Origin of the sequence: Virgibacillus byunsanensis, assembly GCF_042675965.1 — a bacterium.
In the GTDB taxonomy this organism is placed as follows: Bacteria; Bacillota; Bacilli; order Bacillales; family Amphibacillaceae; genus Virgibacillus_R; species Virgibacillus_R byunsanensis.
On sequence record NZ_JBHTKJ010000072.1, the window covers coordinates 1 to 17,131 of the forward strand.

General features: G+C 38.3%; 15 protein-coding genes and 1 riboswitch. Of the genes, 11 read left to right on the top strand and 4 right to left on the bottom strand.

The window, feature by feature from the left end; all coding sequences use genetic code 11:
• Positions 1-869: hypothetical protein (locus tag ACFQ3N_RS18570; protein ID WP_390364420.1), on the bottom strand; the 869-nt coding region annotated here is incomplete at its 3' end.
• A 483-nt stretch (positions 870-1,352) separates the two neighbouring features.
• Here ACFQ3N_RS18570 and ACFQ3N_RS18575 point away from each other — a divergent pair.
• Complete coding sequence (locus ACFQ3N_RS18575) at positions 1,353-2,609, top strand: TraB/GumN family protein (RefSeq protein WP_390364422.1); 1,257 nt, start codon at positions 1,353-1,355, stop codon at positions 2,607-2,609.
• A gap of 30 nt (positions 2,610-2,639) precedes the next feature.
• Positions 2,640-3,653 carry a potassium channel family protein gene (locus ACFQ3N_RS18580; protein ID WP_390364424.1) on the top strand — a complete coding sequence of 338 codons (1,014 nt, stop codon included), beginning with the start codon at positions 2,640-2,642 and terminating at the stop codon, positions 3,651-3,653.
• Between the two features lie 39 nt (positions 3,654-3,692).
• On the opposite strand, the gene ACFQ3N_RS18585 is transcribed toward ACFQ3N_RS18580, so the two are convergent.
• From ACFQ3N_RS18585 to ACFQ3N_RS18595, 3 genes are all read right to left on the bottom strand, one after another.
• A complete protein-coding gene (locus tag ACFQ3N_RS18585; protein WP_390364426.1) occupies positions 3,693-7,376 on the bottom strand; it encodes a 5'-nucleotidase C-terminal domain-containing protein in 3,684 nt (1,227 codons plus the stop codon).
• An 893-nt stretch (positions 7,377-8,269) separates the two neighbouring features.
• Positions 8,270-9,562 (bottom strand): S8 family peptidase, encoded by a 1,293-nt coding sequence (locus ACFQ3N_RS18590; RefSeq protein WP_390364428.1) that lies wholly within the window; start codon positions 9,560-9,562, stop codon positions 8,270-8,272.
• 139 nt (positions 9,563-9,701) lie between these two features.
• Positions 9,702-10,502, bottom strand: coding sequence for an N-acetylmuramoyl-L-alanine amidase (locus tag ACFQ3N_RS18595; protein ID WP_390364430.1), 801 nt, complete (start codon positions 10,500-10,502; stop codon positions 9,702-9,704).
• Positions 10,503-10,895: 393 nt separating this feature from the next.
• Here ACFQ3N_RS18595 and ACFQ3N_RS18600 point away from each other — a divergent pair, with 393 nt between their 5' ends.
• The 9 genes from ACFQ3N_RS18600 to ACFQ3N_RS18640 all read left to right on the top strand — a co-directional run.
• On the top strand, positions 10,896-11,087 hold the full coding sequence (locus ACFQ3N_RS18600; RefSeq protein WP_390364432.1) for a hypothetical protein: 192 nt from the start codon (positions 10,896-10,898) through the stop codon (positions 11,085-11,087).
• Between the two features lie 91 nt (positions 11,088-11,178).
• Positions 11,179-11,532: a DUF1801 domain-containing protein gene (locus ACFQ3N_RS18605; RefSeq protein ID WP_390364434.1), complete on the top strand. Its 354-nt coding sequence runs from the start codon at positions 11,179-11,181 to the stop codon at positions 11,530-11,532.
• A gap of 295 nt (positions 11,533-11,827) precedes the next feature.
• Positions 11,828-11,942: riboswitch (TPP riboswitch) on the top strand.
• Between the two features lie 84 nt (positions 11,943-12,026).
• On the top strand, positions 12,027-12,515 hold the full coding sequence (thiW, locus tag ACFQ3N_RS18610; protein WP_390364436.1) for an energy coupling factor transporter S component ThiW: 489 nt from the start codon (positions 12,027-12,029) through the stop codon (positions 12,513-12,515).
• A gap of 166 nt (positions 12,516-12,681) precedes the next feature.
• Positions 12,682-13,371: a thiaminase II gene (gene tenA / locus ACFQ3N_RS18615; protein WP_390364438.1), complete on the top strand. Its 690-nt coding sequence runs from the start codon at positions 12,682-12,684 to the stop codon at positions 13,369-13,371.
• Positions 13,368-14,174 carry a bifunctional hydroxymethylpyrimidine kinase/phosphomethylpyrimidine kinase gene (gene thiD, locus ACFQ3N_RS18620; RefSeq protein ID WP_390364440.1) on the top strand — a complete coding sequence of 269 codons (807 nt, stop codon included), beginning with the start codon at positions 13,368-13,370 and terminating at the stop codon, positions 14,172-14,174. The genes tenA and thiD overlap by 4 nt, the downstream gene beginning before the upstream one ends.
• Complete coding sequence (gene thiM / locus ACFQ3N_RS18625; protein ID WP_390364442.1) at positions 14,171-14,947, top strand: hydroxyethylthiazole kinase; 777 nt, start codon at positions 14,171-14,173, stop codon at positions 14,945-14,947. Before thiD ends, thiM begins: the two co-directional genes overlap by 4 nt.
• Positions 14,944-15,573, top strand: a complete 630-nt coding sequence (gene thiE, locus ACFQ3N_RS18630) for a thiamine phosphate synthase (protein WP_390364444.1) — start codon at positions 14,944-14,946, stop codon at positions 15,571-15,573. Before thiM ends, thiE begins: the two co-directional genes overlap by 4 nt.
• 315 nt (positions 15,574-15,888) lie before the next feature.
• Complete coding sequence (locus ACFQ3N_RS18635) at positions 15,889-16,233, top strand: hypothetical protein (protein ID WP_390364446.1); 345 nt, start codon at positions 15,889-15,891, stop codon at positions 16,231-16,233.
• Between the two features lie 156 nt (positions 16,234-16,389).
• Positions 16,390-17,131: RNA-guided endonuclease TnpB family protein (locus ACFQ3N_RS18640; protein WP_390364448.1), on the top strand; the 742-nt coding region annotated here is incomplete at its 3' end.

Genomic DNA, 17,131 nt, shown 5'->3' on the forward strand with positions numbered 1-17,131 from the left:
TCGATAGCTTTATTAACTTGCTCTTGTCCATAAGGAAATACAAGCTTAGGAATCTCCACATATACACTGTCAGGTGTTTGAAAAGAAAGAGCGCTACTCTCTGTATTGTAATGAAAAACGAAGTTTCCATCCTTTGCATCCTTACGACCACTAATCGTCATTCGACTATATCGTTTTTGATGAAAGTCTCTTTTCCACTTATCATGATTTTGAATATAAGTGTCCAAGGTGTATTGGTGTTTGAACAACTTCTTTCCACCGAAAACGGCACTTTTCGTGTCATTTTCAAGAGAAAGTAACTGCTTTTGGAACCTATCTAACTTAAATGATAAGCGACCAAGTTTCGCATTCAAAAATGTTATTTCTTTATCTAAATACTCGTGTTCAAATTGATAGCCATGATAGTAAATGTCCGTTTTCTTTTTGAACTCGACAACAAAATAGTTCCCTTTTTGTTGCTCGCGAGATGTTTTGTTAAATCTCGGTTTTCCTTTTGCAAAAGATTGTTTTATCTTTCGTAATACAGTCAACCGACTCTTGGTTGATTTCATTTTCTTTTTTACAGATGACATTTGTTCTTTTTTGTTCGCAACATACATTTTTTTTAATTCATTTTGTGAAGACATCATTGCATTCGCATCTTGAACAGCACTATTTGTATAATAATCGTTCATTTGATACTTTTGTTTTACTGTTTTTTGCATGCTTTCAGAGCGTAAAACTTTTCCTGAACGTTTTTCTTTTACTTGTGTTTGAAAACAAAAATGCTTCGCTTGATTTATAAGAAAAAGAGTATGAGTGATAGAATCAACATGCAAATTATCAATTGTATTTTTATAGATTCTGTTAGAAAAATACGCTTTTTTCATCACACATACTCCTTTTAAGGTTTATTAGTTTTATTTTACTATTATCGAACATACGTTTCAATAGAAATCTAGAGTTTTTCCTACTTTTTCACCTTCTATAAGAGATAAAAAAGAGCGATTCATCTCCCACCTAAACCTCGCGTGTTTTGAGGAAGGAGTCTTCTCGCTTAAGACCGATAAATGTTATTCCAAATACCTGTTTTATTATAAAAGTAAAAGTATAGATTGAAGGTTATGTATATTTATCTATCTACAGAAACGGCCACGTCCAGCTCCAGCGCCTAGACACTCGGGGACATTAAGCAGTTCGACTTGGGTAAAGGCATCCACACTACGCGACCTGCTTATGCTTGTCGTGTCTTTCAAGGCGCTTCGAGCTTTTGTTCGTTTACTCAAGTAAGACTGGATTTTTATGTTAAAATTATAAAAGATATAGTCAGAATAGGTAATAAAAGTCAAGGGTGGTCTGGAGGGATTGATTTTATGAAACGATTAGCGATTCATGTATGGGTGGTAATCTTAGCTACAGTCCTGATTGCTTGTCAATCAGAGGAGCCGATTTCATTTTCAGATGAACAATTAGAATCTGCTATTCGAGCAGAGATTGATAAGCCAGAAGGCGATCTTTACGAAGTAGATATTAACGAAATTATAGAATTAGATCTTTCTGGAGTCGGAATCAGTGAACTAGGTGGAATCGATTCCCTAGAAGCGTTAGAAGTATTATTGCTTCAAGATAATGAAATACATGACTTTTCTCTATTAGAAGAGTTGGATAATCTTCAACAAGTTAATGTAGCTGGTAACCCATTTAATGAAGATGTGAATCAACTAACTTTATTAGACGAACTACAACAGCACGATATCGACGTCATTACACAGACAGATGAAGTTGAGGTAATCGGAAGACCTGATGGACCAGGCGGTTTCTTATGGAAAGTAGAAAATGAAAACACAACCGTATTTTTACAAGGAACTGTCCATGCTGGAACAGAGGACTTTTACCCATTACACGAGAAAATTGAACAAGCATACGAAGAGGCTGATGTTATTGTTCCTGAAATTGATATGGCTAGTTTAAACCCAACCGAAGTACAACAAGTAACAATGGAACTTGGTGTTTATAATGATGGAACGACAATAAAAGACCATATTCCTGAAGATTTATACGTAGGTTTATCAGCTACCATTGAAGAACTTGGAATGCAAATTCAGATGGTTGAGCAATTTAAACCTTGGATGTTAGCTTCTTTAATCCAAGAACTTATGACAGATCAGCTAGGATACATCCATGGCGTGGATAACTATTTTTTAACAAGAGCTGCAGAAGATGGTAAAGAAGTGATAGGGTTAGAAACCGTGGAGGATCAATTGCGAATTTTTGCCGATACTTCACCCGAATTTCAATTAAATATGTTAGAAGAATCACTAATAGACATTGAAGATTATAAGAAAGAAATGCAGGAGCTTTTCTCCATGTATAAAGAAGGAAATCCTGATGAAATGTTAGCTCTGCTAACGGAAGGAGAAGCTTCAGAAGTGAATACAGAGGATCAAGCGTTCATGGAAGCTTTAAATGACGATCGAAATTATGGAATGGCGGAAACAATCATAGATTTCCTTGAAGATGATCAGGAGGAAACTTATTTTGTTATCGTTGGAAGTTTGCATTTAATAATGGAACCGCATATCATATCAATATTAGAAGAAGAAGGATATGAAGTCGAACATATTCATTAAATAATGAGATAAGCAAGGGGGATACGTTCATTGCATTTTTTTATAAAGCTGGGATTGAATTTAGTAAAGATGAGAAACCTGACCTTACTTCTTTCTACCTTAATATTTGTCGCTCTATGTACCTTAGTTATATACTTCCTAGAACCTGATAACTTTGAAAGTCTGATCAATTCATTCTACTTTGTCATGACAACCTTCTCTACTGTAGGTTATGGCGACTACTCTCCTATTACGTTAGCTGGGAAATTATTCGCTATACTCATGTATTTGCTAGGAATTGGACTACTAGGTGTGGTTATTGGGAAAATCGTTGATGCATTTACAATCTTTAGGAAGAAAAGGGAGGAAGGGAAAGTGGCCTATACAAAAGAGGATCACATTATTATCATTGGTTGGGGGAAGAAAACCGCTTCAGCTGTAAGTGAAATTTTACATTCCAATGCATCTGCTGAAGTAGTTGTTATTGACACATTACCAAAATCTCCATTTGATTTAGCACTTGAACGAGTCCATTATATTCAAGGCGACTCAACAGAGGAAGAAACGTTTAAAAAAGCCAATATTTCCAAAGCAAAATCAGTGATTATCTTCTCAGATGACACTATTAAAGAACCGACGTTACGTGACGCTAAAACATTAACGGTTGCAATTACAGCGGAACGATTAGCACCGACTGTACATACAACAGTTGAGATTCTAGCAGAAGAACATATGTCAAACTTCTCTCATGTACAAGTCGATGAATTTATTTTGTCTCAAGAGACGATTTCGAGCTTGGCAGTCCGCTCTGCAATGTATAAAGGTGTTAGTAAAGTTTACTCACAGTTAATCAGCAGACAATATGGCGAAGACCTTTATAAAATTTCCAAAAAGAAGGAGTGGATCACCTACAAAGATGCATTCAAAGAATTATTAGACCAAGGTGCCACACTAATTTCAGACGGTGATCAATTAGATATAAATAGGCGGTTAGATGAAAAAGTACCAGCTGATGCAGAACTGTATGTGATTTGTAATAAAGAGACATATAATAATCTTATATAAAAGTAACGGGTCAACACGTATGTTGACCCGTTTCCATGTTTAGTTATCTAAACTAACCTTTAGCACTTTCGTGTTTACATCCTTCATGACAAATACCTCTGAAGTATTATCATTTTCGACTACTAGTGTAACATCTTTCTCTTTTAGTAGATCTACTTGCTTTTTGTTCAGTAATAATGATCTTTGTTCTTTATTATTTTGAATAGTAATAACCACCCAAGAACCAGCTTCAATACCTTCTAGATCTTTCGTATGAACAGTTGCTGTTCCGTTATTCTTTTTCGGTGTAACCACTACTTCTGGTACTTCCGGTTCGTCAGTTGCTTCTGTAATTCGTCCCTCTGGTCCAAACTCAAATGGATTTTCTACAGAACTGTCCAGACTTTCTACAAAATCTACAGTAGCATCTAAATCTTCAGGGCCCATCACAGGGTTCTCGCCTAAATCTTTAATCGGACCTTCAGTAGTTCCCATATAATTATTGACAGTTAATGTGTAAACCTCATCCTCATCAATTGGTGTGCCATCAGGTAAGGTTATATCTACAACTGTGCTTGTTTCTGTATCCCACGTATAGTGGAATCCACTAATACTATAATCTGGCCCATAATAAGGAGACAATTGTTCGTTAATAATTGGGTAAAGATCTGATCCTGTAACTTCAAATGTCATCAACGTATTTCCAAATGGCTGGATGTTGTACAAGTCACCCCAGGTTACTTCACCTGCGAGCAAGTCATCTCTGATCCCGCCACCATTCATCATGGCGAAATCACTGTCCATCGCGTCATTCATACCATCTGCAATAAGGTTTCCTAGCCCATGATCACCATCATTTGAATAATCACCTGTTAAATCAGTTGCATTATAACCGATTACTTCATTCATAATTGGTGCAATTTGATTTTCATACTTACTTAGGATCGCTGTTACATTTTCATCTGGCGTAGTATCGCTTTGTTTTACAAAAACTATCTCTGCTTCTTTTTTCACAATATCACCAGTTGTACGATCAATCTCTAAGTTTATATCTGCAAATGCCTTTCCATATTCAGACGCTTGAACGATTAACTTGTTATCTACAACACCGTCCACTACCTGGTGGTTATGAGCTGCAAAAATAACGTCCACTGCATTATCCACGTCCCGTGCTAAATCAGCTGCTTCACCTGTTGCTCCTGTACCGTCTTGGTCTGCAGGAATGTGTGCTAACACTACAATCGCTTCAACGCCTTGCGATGTAAGTTCAGCAACTGCATCATTTACAGCTTCTGTCTCATCCGTGAACTTAATATCCTGAATTCCTTCTGGCATAACCATATTTGCCGAAGCCTGTGTATTCACTCCAACAAATCCAATTTCTACACCATCAACCTCTTCCACATAGTAAGGTGGTAATATAGTATTCCCACTATCTTTGTACACACAGTTCGCGCACAATTGCGGGAAGTTCATTCCATCATAGTCATCTGTACCAAGACCTTCTGGATGCTCACCACCATTAACCATACGTAATAATTCATCTGTTCCTTCATCAAATTCGTGGTTTCCAACGGTTCCAACGTCAAACCCGATCTCTTCTAAAATTTCCACGGTCGGTTCATCCTGCAGTAAACCAGATACTGGTGAACTTCCACCAATCATATCTCCGGCATGAACCATTAACGTATTTGGATTGTCCTGTTCGCGATCCTTCATTGCCGCTGACACATAATCCATACGGCCATATGTGTCAAAGGTTCCATCTCCATCAGGATCAAGCGAATACTCTTGATCAATTTTGCCGTGCAAGTCATTCATGCTTAATAATTGGACTTCAAGTATGTTTTCACCTGGATTTCCTTCACCGTCTACAGGAGTAAATCCATAAGATTCTGCTTCCGCTGGGCTCGAGAAAAATATCCTTTTCTCTACTGGAACATCTGCCCAATCCTCTGGGTCTACATATTCCATCGTATCGGAATTCCCAACGTATCTTAATAATCCTTTTTCGTCATCATTCGCACGGAATACAAATGGTAATTCCAATAACGGGTCTTCAGGATCCCAAATCCCCAATCCTGCATCTTTCGCTTCTTTTACTGCATCCTGGTATTGCGGATATACTTCTTCATCAAATGGTGCGATAAAATAAGTTGAAGCGTAACCATCTTTTACCATTTGTAAATTAATGTTTGTTCCATCATCTTTGCGGATGATTTCAGCTAGTAATCTACCGTAATCATCTGTAGGTTCTTCTCCAACCTTCACCAGAATTTCATCGCCTGGTTGAATCAGTCCACTAATATGATCTGTTGCAGCATCCCCGAAGTACTTTTGGTTTTCGTTGATGTCATCCCGCGCTGGGTCATCATTATGTGCTGCATACGATTCTGCTGTATCCATATTTAGAAAACGGACATTCGTAACACCTAGTACCGGGGTCTCGATATGAATCGTATCGCCATCGGTAATCCGGTCTACTGTAGACTCATAGACTCCAGCTGCGGATGGTGGTTCCGGTTGCTCATCTGCTACTTGGATATCATTCTGTTCTGTTGGGATAAGCTGATAATCGTTGTATTGACTTACAATCGCTGTGATGTCATACCACATATCCGAATCAACCAATGAAAGATCAAGTGCATTTTCCATCACCCTTAGGGTAGTTCCATTAAAATCTTCATCAATTAATGAAACGTTATAGCCTCCACCAGCAGGGCTACCAGGAATGTTATCAATAAAACCATTAATCTGTACTAGTTCACCTTCATATGACTCGGCAATAGTGGGGTCTTGAAGATCTGCTAGTGTAATAGATTGCGCTTCAGGTAATGGATGATCTGTTTCCAGAACTTCAATGGTTGCTGAAACAACTTCCTTTAGTCCATTATATGAATCTAGTTCTCCTGAAACGGTTACCCTGTCTCCTTTTTGAAGGTCAGGTAACTCCCCTTGCTCATATGCAAATAGGTTAATGCCGCCAGTAGCATCTTGTATGTAAGTCGTGAACTGTGAGCCGTTGCTAATCGCTGCATTATCTGCCGTTACAGTACCTTCTACCGTAACCTCTGTTCCATCATTTAAGTTCCGCGCATCACCAATATCGTATTCTTGACCAGGTTCAGGATCACCTGGATCTCCCGGGTCTTCTGGATCAACACCGTCCATTGTGTGACTGCCGAGATATGCGAACGTGTTAGAGGCATAATCCACCCATTCTGATTCATCATATGTTGTGTTGGCTGCTGTAACAGAAGCATCACGTACTAATGTAATATTTGCCGCATAATTATCAGCATTTCCAATTTCCCCTAGCGTGTCCAATATATTATCATTCTTTTTCAAAATAAGTGCGTCATTACCGTTAAAACTAGCGACACCAGATTCTAAATCTGTTTCGTCTAAAATAGCTGCGTCCGCGCTACCATGAGCAATCACATAAACATCTCCATGCTGCACAGTTCCTGAGAGTGTCACGGATTGTCCCGCATCAGTAGCACCATTATAATACAACTCAACCTGGTACTCCGCTAAATCCACTGTTTCTCCCGTACCATTGTAAATTTCAATAGCTTTGTTATACGAACTTCCCTCGATGTACTCTGAAATGAACAAATCATCTGCCACTACGTCATGATTATCAGCAGACACAGGTGTTATAAAAATAGTAGAGTAATTCATGAAGATCAGTGTGAAAATAAGAAAAAGATTAAGTGTCTTCTTCACAATCGAATTCTTCATTGGCAACCTCCAATTATTAAATTTTGTATCACACCTTAAAGATATGCCAAGTTAGGACATGATACCCTCTTAATATGGCACATCAAAAAGGTAGATACAATTAAGGTTTTGTAAATTTACTGTAAATTCATACTATTTTATCAGGCATTTTCTAAAAACAGTTATATTGACCTATATGGATATAAGAAAAGCGCAAGCGCCCTGAAAGACACGACCGCATAAGCAAAACGGCTGGAGAAAGGTGGTTTTTCCTTTCGCAAGACGGATTGCTTATGTCGCGAGTGGCTGGGCGCTGGAGCTAGACATGGCTCTTGCTGACAAGAAACTTTATAGTACCAAAATTTTATACTTTCCTTACCTTGGACAAAAGCGCAAGCGCCCGTTTAGCGACGTATGGACTGCGCCCGCGCATCGCGGGTGGGTCGACGTTACCGCCGAAAGCGGCGAAGTTAGTCGATCTTCCAAATCCGCATGAGATTCACTCCAGAGTATAAGATTCACTTTGACTTTTGCCATTATTGGCGAAAAGTCAAGTTTATCTAAAAGGAAACATGCCCCTTCATAGGGGTATGCCGACGTTGGGCCGGGAGCCCGCTTTTAGTCGGCCTTCCTTTGCTAAGCGAATCGATGTTGACTTATCGTAAGGAGGATCAGGAAGCCCACTAGTCGTTGGGCGCTGGAGCTGGACGTGGCTGATTCTGTAGATAAATGTACAAAACTTTAAGTTATATACTTTCTTTACTTTTAAGAAAACTTGGCTTATCGCCAAGCCTTAATGGCGGAATCCTTAGTTGCACTTATGCAGATAAGAAAGTTTTATACTTTCCTATCTACCAAAAAAACCCGATTTTTTAATAAAAGCTAAAACCGGGTTTAGTTACTTTAGTGAACAATTAACTATTTTTCTTTAACAAATTAACAGCATTCAAGTACCCATTACCTTGAGCGTAGTGGGACTGTCCCATATTTTCACATGCTCGTATAAGCTGTTGTTTTACTTGATCTGGAGATAATTGAGGTTCCTTTTGCAGGAGTTGTGCAACTACACCCGCACATATTGGTGTCGCCATTGAGGTTCCTGATAATGAGAAGTAATCCGATTCAACACGAGCTTCTGAATTTGTCTTGTCTAAGAACGATCTAGGTGATCGTAACGATACAATATTCACACCTGGTGTTACAAGGTCAGGTTTCATTAATCCGTCAATTGTAGGTCCTCTACTCGAAAATTCAGCTATCTGATCATCAGATCGGTTGACCGTATTTTGATCATCAACTGCACCTACTGTAATAACTTTGGAGCTTATTCCGGGGCTTGCGATCGACTGCCCAGATGGCCCTGCGTTTCCCGCTGCTACACATACAACCATTCCATTATCCCAGGCTTTCTCAACTGCTTTGACAACCGGATCATCCTCGGCTGATTGCTGGGTAGATGATCCAAGCGATAAAGAAAGAACATTTATGTTATGTTTTGATTGGTTTTGGATGCACCAATCGATCCCTGCAATGACAGTGGAAAGTGAACCAGATCCCATTTTATTTAACACTTTTACTCCGACTAGATTGGCCATGGAAGCTGGCCCTTTATATTTCCCCCTTGATAATGACCCATTACCAGCTGCATCTCCTGCACAGTGGGTACCATGGCCATTATCATCATATGGTTCGCTTCGATTATTAATAAAATCCTGAAAAGCAATAATACGCCCTTCTAAATCCTTGTGTGGGTATATACCTGTGTCAATTACAGCAATGGTTACATCATCCCCCATTAGACCCGAATGTTTTAACTGATCTGATCGAACAGAAGGTGTTGCAATATCAAGTAATGTCGTTACCTCTCTATCATAATAAACTCTTTTAATATGATGACAGTTCACAAGTAACTTTTCCATTTTCTGAACCGATACTTTAGTAGAACAGCTTGAAATAGAAGGAAACTGAAGAAGTGAGCGGCATTTTATATTTCTTACCTCATTTAAACCAAGTTCGAAGTTTTCTTGTTCGAACTCTATAACGATTGGCAGCTTTTTTGTTCTTTTTTTCAAAAGTTCTAAAGGGCGATGTAGAAAACACGGAACTGAACGAAATGGTCGATAAAATTGAACCAATTCATGTCGAATATTCTTATCTAGTTTATTTCCCATACGCCGAACCAATTGAATAGTAGAAAAACCTAACATAAAAGAATCATTCCTCTCCTAAACATTTACGTGACAAGATATAGTACGTAAATTACTAGAAAAGGAATAATTAATTGGTACAGAAATTATGAAAAAGGGGCTAAAAAACTAGAGAAATGATATTTTATCTTGGAAAATATCATGCGTCTTCAGCAATTATGAATGCATCTTCTATCCCGGCATCCTTTACCCTACTAAGACGGTTTTTCGCATTTTCCCGGTTCGTAAAAGCACCTGCTTGAACTCGGTACCATCTTTCACCAGAAATAGTAACAGAAGCAATAAAGGATTCAATATCATTTGAACGCAAATAACCCTCTCGCTTTTCTGCATTGTCTCTTGACTTAAATGAACCAGCTATTACTTTGAACAAGGTGTCAGATTCCTCTTGTTTACGCTGCAGATTAAATGCTCTTGCTAGACCGTTTACATGACCCTGGGCTACACGTGTGCGCCACGATGCATCTCTTAATAAGTCAGCATCATGATTATTATCAATAAAACCATTTTCTGTTAAAAGTGCCGCCATACTCGTTTCACGTAGAACGTGGAAATTTGCTTTTTTCTTTCCACGGTTTCTAAGCTGGTTTACATCGATAATTTCTTCATGCATAATATTTCGATAACCAGCTGTTGTAGAAGAGTCAGATAAGCTACTGTGAATGTAGTCCTCATAACCTTGGGCAGAGCCATTAAAAGCATTACAGTGAATCGATAAATAAAAATCTGCACCCCAAGCATTAGCCTCATTTGTTCGCTGACTTAAACTTTTAGTCATGTCACTGGTTCTACTCATGTTCACTTCAACATTTTCGTAGTTATTGGTTAAAATAGTTCGAATTCTACTAGCAATATCTAGTACAATTTCTTTTTCATTTAACCCATTACCTTGAGCACCTGGGTCGGCCCCACCATGACCTGGATCTAGGTAAAGTTTCATCAAATTCCCCCATTTCTTAGAAAAATAAGGCACGCCTAGATGTGCCAACGTTTTTCTTTCTTAAAAATTGTAAAAAATTTAAGTCATTTTATTATATGAGATCCTGTAGAAATTAAATTGGATAAACGTTTGTTTAAAGGAAAATTGAGGCAATAATGTAGTATTATAATAACTACCCCAAAACTACTTCGAACATACCTATCCAAGCGTTCCTCCATCAACGAATCCGTTAACCCTGTCACACCTAAACCTACCCATCTCTGGTACACTTTCGGTGATCCAAAAAGTATATCGATCAAGTCCAGGAGATCCCAGTGGGTATCATAGTGGAAGGCTTCTCCTATCTCATGAACGTATGCTTGTAAAAACCTATCAGCAACTTCAACATTGCATTTGTCGCCTTATGTAAACTTTCCGCTTCGTGTATCGCTAAATCTTGTTGCAACCATTCCTTATTATCGAATTGACGTAACACAACTTGTTACACATTTTGATTTATTCGAAGCGAGTTATTATGCAGCAGCGTCTGAGGAAGTACTTCCTTTCAATCGAAAAGTCGATTCGCATTCGGATTTATTCTATTAACTACCCAATATAAAATATTATCTGTTAAACTGTTGTCATACGTTTCCACCTCATCACGACCTTTCACTACAGATATAAGGAGTGTCTATTGATGAATCCAGTTAAGAACAAAGAAGTTAACCAATTCATTGAAACATTACCAGATCATACGAAAGAACTTACGAATACCCTTAGAAAAATTATCTTTGAAGCATCCGATACTATTACAGAAGAAATCAAATGGGGAAAGCCATGTTATATCGAAAATGGTCTAGTTTGTTATCTCCAAACTGCCAAAAGTCATGTTAATTTAGGATTCTATTTTGGAGCAACTCTTGAAGACAAAGACAATTTACTTGAAGGAACAGGTAAAAAAATGCGCCATATCCGGGTGAAAAAACTAGAAGATATTCAAACCGAAAAATTCATTTCCTTAATTCAAGAAGCTATTGAATTCAAGACATAAACGTTTCCTCTCCCCTCTACCACTCGGAAACTAATTCTTTTCTAGACATGTCTAATTGCCTCTGGTTACTATTTGCACATTCTCACTACATTAGACGTTACAGTAACGTTTATGTGTCAGTTAAATTTAGAAAACTTGGCTTATCGCCAAGCCTTAATGGCGAAAGCCTTAGTTGAACTTATGTAGATAAGAAAGTTTTATACTTTCTTATCTACTAAAAAAACCTTAAAAGAAAATTATACTGACAAATTAACAATGATTTGTTATTCTTAATTAATAAGTAAATATTTTATAAAGATACTACTAGGGGTGCCCAAGAATCGTGGGCTGAGAGGAAACACGTATTGTTTTCTGACTCTTATGGACCTGATCTGGTTAATACCAGCGGAGGGAAGTAGTCAGACGATATGTCTATTCTATTTCGATTATTCCAAGTCAGGTCCTATAAGGATCTGGCTTTTTTGCTTTCCGCCCCAAAGGAAAGGAGGAAATATATGAATCGAACACGTTTATTAACTACAATGGCCGTTTTTGTTGCGATTGGTACCTTAGGTGCGCAGTTACTCTGGTTTCCAGCAGGTGTTGCGAAAGCCTATCCAGTCCAACATGCAGTAAATGTTATGGCCGCAGTAACACTCGGACCTGGTCCAGCAGTAATTATTGCATTTATGATTGGCCTTTTACGTAACATGCTTGGTCTGGGTACGTTATTGGCGTTTCCAGGAGGTATGATCGGTGCTTTTCTGGCTGGATATCTTTACCTTAAACTAGGTAAAAAGTATTGGGCTGCTGTTGGCGAGACAATCGGTACTGGTATTATTGGTGCGCTATTCTCCGTACCTTTTGCCAAAGTCTTAATGGGTAGCTCATTTGGTGCATTATTCTTTATACCATCGTTTCTCATTAGTAGCATTACAGGCGCTTTTATTGGTTTGTTTATCGTTTCAAGAGTTAGACAGGAACAATTAATACGTAACGTATAATATAGGAAATCTACTAGGGCTGAGATAAGGAATTATCCTTTGCCGCTCGGAACATGATCTAGGTAATTAGCGCAGAGAAGTAGTCGAGGAATTCAATTATAAATCCTCTATAAATCTACTTATTTATCCCCTAGTAGCTTCCTAAACTTTTAAGGAGGCTTTTCAAATGACTTTCACTAACCAATTAAGAAAAGAAAATGACGACATTTTTCAGCTTATTTTTGAACATCCATTTATAAAAGGAATTGGAGAAGGGCATGTTCCAAAAGAAGCAATTGCCCATTATATAAAAGCGGATTTCGAATATCTCAATGCATTTATGCAAATTTATGGCATTGCACTTGCAAAATCACAAAAACGAGATGATATCCAGTATTTCCATGACCGAATTGAATTTATTTTAAACAGTGAAGTGCACCCCCACCATAACTTTTGTGATCATATAGGTGTTGGTTATGAGGAACTTCAAGGTCACGCACTCCCACCAACAGCTGATCATTACATTAAACATATGATGTATCATGCACAAATGGGCGGTCTGGGTGAAATTTTAAGTGCATTATTACCTTGTCCATGGACTTATTTAGAAATCGGTCAAGAATTAATGAGGAAGTATAACCCAGCAAAGGATCATCCTTTCTATCGATGGATTAGCTTTTATGCAGATGATCGAGTGGCCGCCACAACAATGGAAATGCGAAATCGCTTAGATGCAATTGCAGCACATGCATCCACGAGTGAACAAGAAAAAATGCAAGACGCATTTCGCAAAAGCTGTCAACTGGAATTGAACTTCTGGGAAATGTCCTTCACCTGTGAGGAATGGCCCTCAAAAGAAAAGGTGGTAAAAAAATGAGACAGATCCCTTCTGCACTAACCATAGCTGGCACTGACCCTAGTGGTGGTGCTGGCATACAAGCTGATTTAAAAACGTTTCAAGAGTTAAAAACCTATGGCATGTCAGTTATTACTTCAATCGTTGCACAAAATACAACAGGTGTTCAAGACGTTCATCACCTACCTGTAAGTATGGTAAAACAGCAGTTTGAGTCCATTTTAAATGACATTTCATTTCATGCTTTTAAAACAGGGATGATAGCCAATGTGGATATGATGCGTGTCATTTCAGAAAAAACCTCTGAACTGGACGTTCCCTATGTAATGGATCCTGTCATGGTTGCTACAAGTGGAGATCCTTTAATTGCAAAAGAAGCTCGCCACTTTCTACGTGAACATCTTTTACCACTGACATCTATAGTAACACCTAATATACCCGAGGCAGCTGATATTACTGGAGAAAAAATTGACTCAGTAGAGGATATGAAATCAGCTGCTGAACAAATTGTGCATAAGCACGGAGCTGGTGCTGCACTGGTTAAAGGTGGGCATATGAAAGGGGAAGCGATCGACTTTTTATATGACGGCAATAAGATGCACACCTTTTCATCCGAGCGTATCGATACAAATAACACGCACGGTACTGGATGTACGTATTCAGCAGCGATCACAGCTTTCTTAAGTCTCGGATTTCCTTTAACAGCAGCTGTTGAAAAAGCAAAGTACTTCGTAACGGCCGCTATCCGTCATTCGTTTTCACTCGGGAAAGGAAATGGCCCGACAAATCATTGGGCAACACGTATAGAAGGAGTGACAAAGTGAATAAAAAAGTCGTTAATAGTGTAAGAGAAACAAGCCCTTTAATCCACCATCTTACAAATCAAGTAGTAATGAATTTTACTGCTAATGGGCTGTTGTCATTTGGTGGCCTCCCAATTATGGCTAAAGCTGAGGAAGAAGCTAAAGATATAGCAAAACTTGCAGATGGCGTACTTATTAATATTGGTACATTAACTCAACAGGAACTTCGAGCAATGATTACTGCGGGTAAGTCTGCTAATCGTAAAGGAATACCAGTGGTGCTTGATCCGGTTGGCGTAGCTGCTACAGCCTTTCGTACATCTGCTGTTAACCAAATTTTAAATAAAGTACAGCCAACAGTTATTAAAGGGAATGCTGGTGAACTAGCTCATCTCGTACAAATTCCATGGGAGACGAAGGGCGTTGAATCCCTTGGAGATGGCAATGGTGAAGAGATCGCTTATAAAGTAGCTGAAACTTATCAAACAACAGCTGTTGTCACAGGAAAAACAGATATTATTTGTACTGGGATAAACATTGTAAAGAATGATACCGGACATCCTATCCTGGGGAAAATTACAGGAGCAGGTTGTCTATTAGGTTCCATATTATCAGCTTGCTTGACCACAAAGGACCCTATAGAAGAACAGGTATTAACCGCAGTGGAGTTTTACGGAACTGCTGCTGAACATGCGGTGAATAACTCAGATGTTACAGGTCCTGGTTCGTTTATTCCCCACTTCATTGATGCCTTATCATTAGATGTCGATGAATTATTAAGGGGTGACCTATGACTTCAACGCTAAAAAAAAGATTACGAAAATACTTAGTAATGGGCAGTCAAAATTGTAAATCCAATCCAGTGAATACACTGGAATCTGCAATTGCAGGAGGAATTACCGCTTTTCAATATCGTGAAAAAGGTGAAAACGCACTGACAGGTGATGCAAAGTTACATTTAGGTAAACAATTACGAGAAACTTGTCACCGTCATAACGTTCTTTTCATTGTTAATGATGATATAGATTTAGTACGTCCATTAGATGCTGACGGTATACATGTAGGGCAAGATGATAAATCGGTACAGGAAATACGCAAAAGTTTCCCTGACAAAATCATAGGACTATCCGTATCAAATACAAGAGAAGTTACAAATAGTCCTATAAATATGGTTGATTATCTTGGCGCAGGACCCATTTTCAGTACAAACACAAAAGCAGATGCCAAAACACCTGTTGGCGTGGAATGGGTCAAAACGTTAAGAAAAGAGTTTCCGAACCTTCCTATAGTCGGGATTGGTGGAATCAACACACAAAATGCCACTTCTGTGATCCAATCTGGTGCAGATGGAGTAGCTATTATATCAGCTATCACGCAGGCACTTAATATAACTGAAGTAGTTAATGATCTTAAGTTTTAGTCATTTCACCATAGGAAATCCTAGTTACGATATTCCCATGGTATTATTCATTATTATAATCGAAAAAACGATCCCAAAAGGGGCATCAAAAAATAATTTATTCCATATGCCCCTACTTCTTAATCCCACACGATTGTATAGTAAACGATTACTTCTAATCCTTCATTCATATTTTTCTACCTTTAAGAAAGAATAACTGGTATCAACAAATCTGAATCCATTGATGAGCAATGGAAACAATTTTACAATCATGTTTGTAAACAGCTTGATCAGTCATTAAAAGTTACGGATCAATTTCAGATAAGGAATTATCATATGGGTATGTGCAAGGAACCACGAATAGGGAATACGTTTTTTACAGGTAATTGTTTTGGTACGATTATGCCTTTCCTTGGATTTGGCCAATTTGATTCTATCCTAACAGGTATATATGCCGCTGAGGACCTTTCTGGTAATGGTTCTTATCCAATACTAACTAAATCTATACGAAAAAGTTATGAACGGTCGCTGACATTAAGACGAGCAATGGAGAAATTAAGTAATAACTCCTATGATCTTCTTGTAAAGCAGTTAAACGGCCCAATTGGCAAACGATTGTTCAAACCTTCCCGTCGGGACCCACTTAAGATAGCTAGCTATTTGATTCGGCCTTTCCTTTAAAAATTTATCATCATCAGACAGAAGACTCCCTCTTCAAGCGCGGGAAGGGCTTTAGCTCAGCGATAAGGGGGAGATGAATGGCGGTTGGCGATAGCCAAAAGTAACCTCAGTGTGTTATAATTAGAACAAACGTTCCTGTAAAAATGAGGTGAAATCATGCTAGTAAAAAAGGCTTTTAAGTTCCGCATTTTCCCGAATAAGAAGCAGATAGAGTTGATTCATAAAACGATTGGTTGTTCTAGATTTGTTTTCAACTTCTTTCTCGCCAAACAGAAAGAAAAGGATGCCTTTTGGTATATCGCTGAAGAGATGAAACAAAATGGTCAATTACCATCTAACAACTGGAAAGGTGAGTTTTTCCATAAATATGAATCGGTGAAAGCAGTTCGTCAATTGAAAGAGAACTACCCTTTTTTGAAAGAGGTAGACAGTATTTCGCTACAAAAGTCAGTTGAAAATTTAGCTGACGGGTATCAACGCTATTATAAAAAACAAACTAAAGCACCTCGCTTTAAAAGTAAAAAGAATTACGTGCAGTCTTATACCACGAAACAAACGAACGGCAATATGGATGTTTTAGAAAAGCATATCAAGCTACCAAAGCTCGGCCTCGTTCGTTATGCCAAGAGTCGTGAAATAGATGGTCGTATTATCAATGCGACGGTTAGACGTAATCCAAGCGGAAAGTATTTTGTATCTATTGTTGCAGAAACAGAAGTAAGCGAATTAACTAAAACAAACTCTAGTACAGGTGTTGATGTAGGATTAAAGGACTTCGCTATCCTTTCAGATGGCACGAAATATAAAAATAACCGCTATTTCAAGTCCTTGGAAGAAAAGCTCATAAAAGCCCAACAGATACTATCAAGACGTGTCATTGGTTCAAACAACTGGTATA

Excerpts from the sequence above, each read along its gene's own strand:
- thiE (WP_390364444.1), top strand. The coding sequence starts at position 14,944 with ATGACTTCAACGCTAAAAAAAAGATTACGAAAATACTTAGTAATGGGC.
- tenA (WP_390364438.1), top strand. The coding sequence starts at position 12,682 with ATGACTTTCACTAACCAATTAAGAAAAGAAAATGACGACATTTTTCAG.
- ACFQ3N_RS18575 (WP_390364422.1), top strand. The coding sequence starts at position 1,353 with ATGAAACGATTAGCGATTCATGTATGGGTGGTAATCTTAGCTACAGTC.
- ACFQ3N_RS18585 (WP_390364426.1), bottom strand. The coding sequence starts at position 7,376 with ATGAAGAATTCGATTGTGAAGAAGACACTTAATCTTTTTCTTATTTTC.
- thiW (WP_390364436.1), top strand. The coding sequence starts at position 12,027 with ATGAATCGAACACGTTTATTAACTACAATGGCCGTTTTTGTTGCGATT.
- ACFQ3N_RS18635 (WP_390364446.1), top strand. The coding sequence starts at position 15,889 with ATGGGTATGTGCAAGGAACCACGAATAGGGAATACGTTTTTTACAGGT.
- thiD (WP_390364440.1), top strand. The coding sequence starts at position 13,368 with ATGAGACAGATCCCTTCTGCACTAACCATAGCTGGCACTGACCCTAGT.
- ACFQ3N_RS18590 (WP_390364428.1), bottom strand. The coding sequence starts at position 9,562 with ATGTTAGGTTTTTCTACTATTCAATTGGTTCGGCGTATGGGAAATAAA.
- ACFQ3N_RS18595 (WP_390364430.1), bottom strand. The coding sequence starts at position 10,502 with ATGAAACTTTACCTAGATCCAGGTCATGGTGGGGCCGACCCAGGTGCT.
- ACFQ3N_RS18605 (WP_390364434.1), top strand. The coding sequence starts at position 11,179 with ATGAATCCAGTTAAGAACAAAGAAGTTAACCAATTCATTGAAACATTA.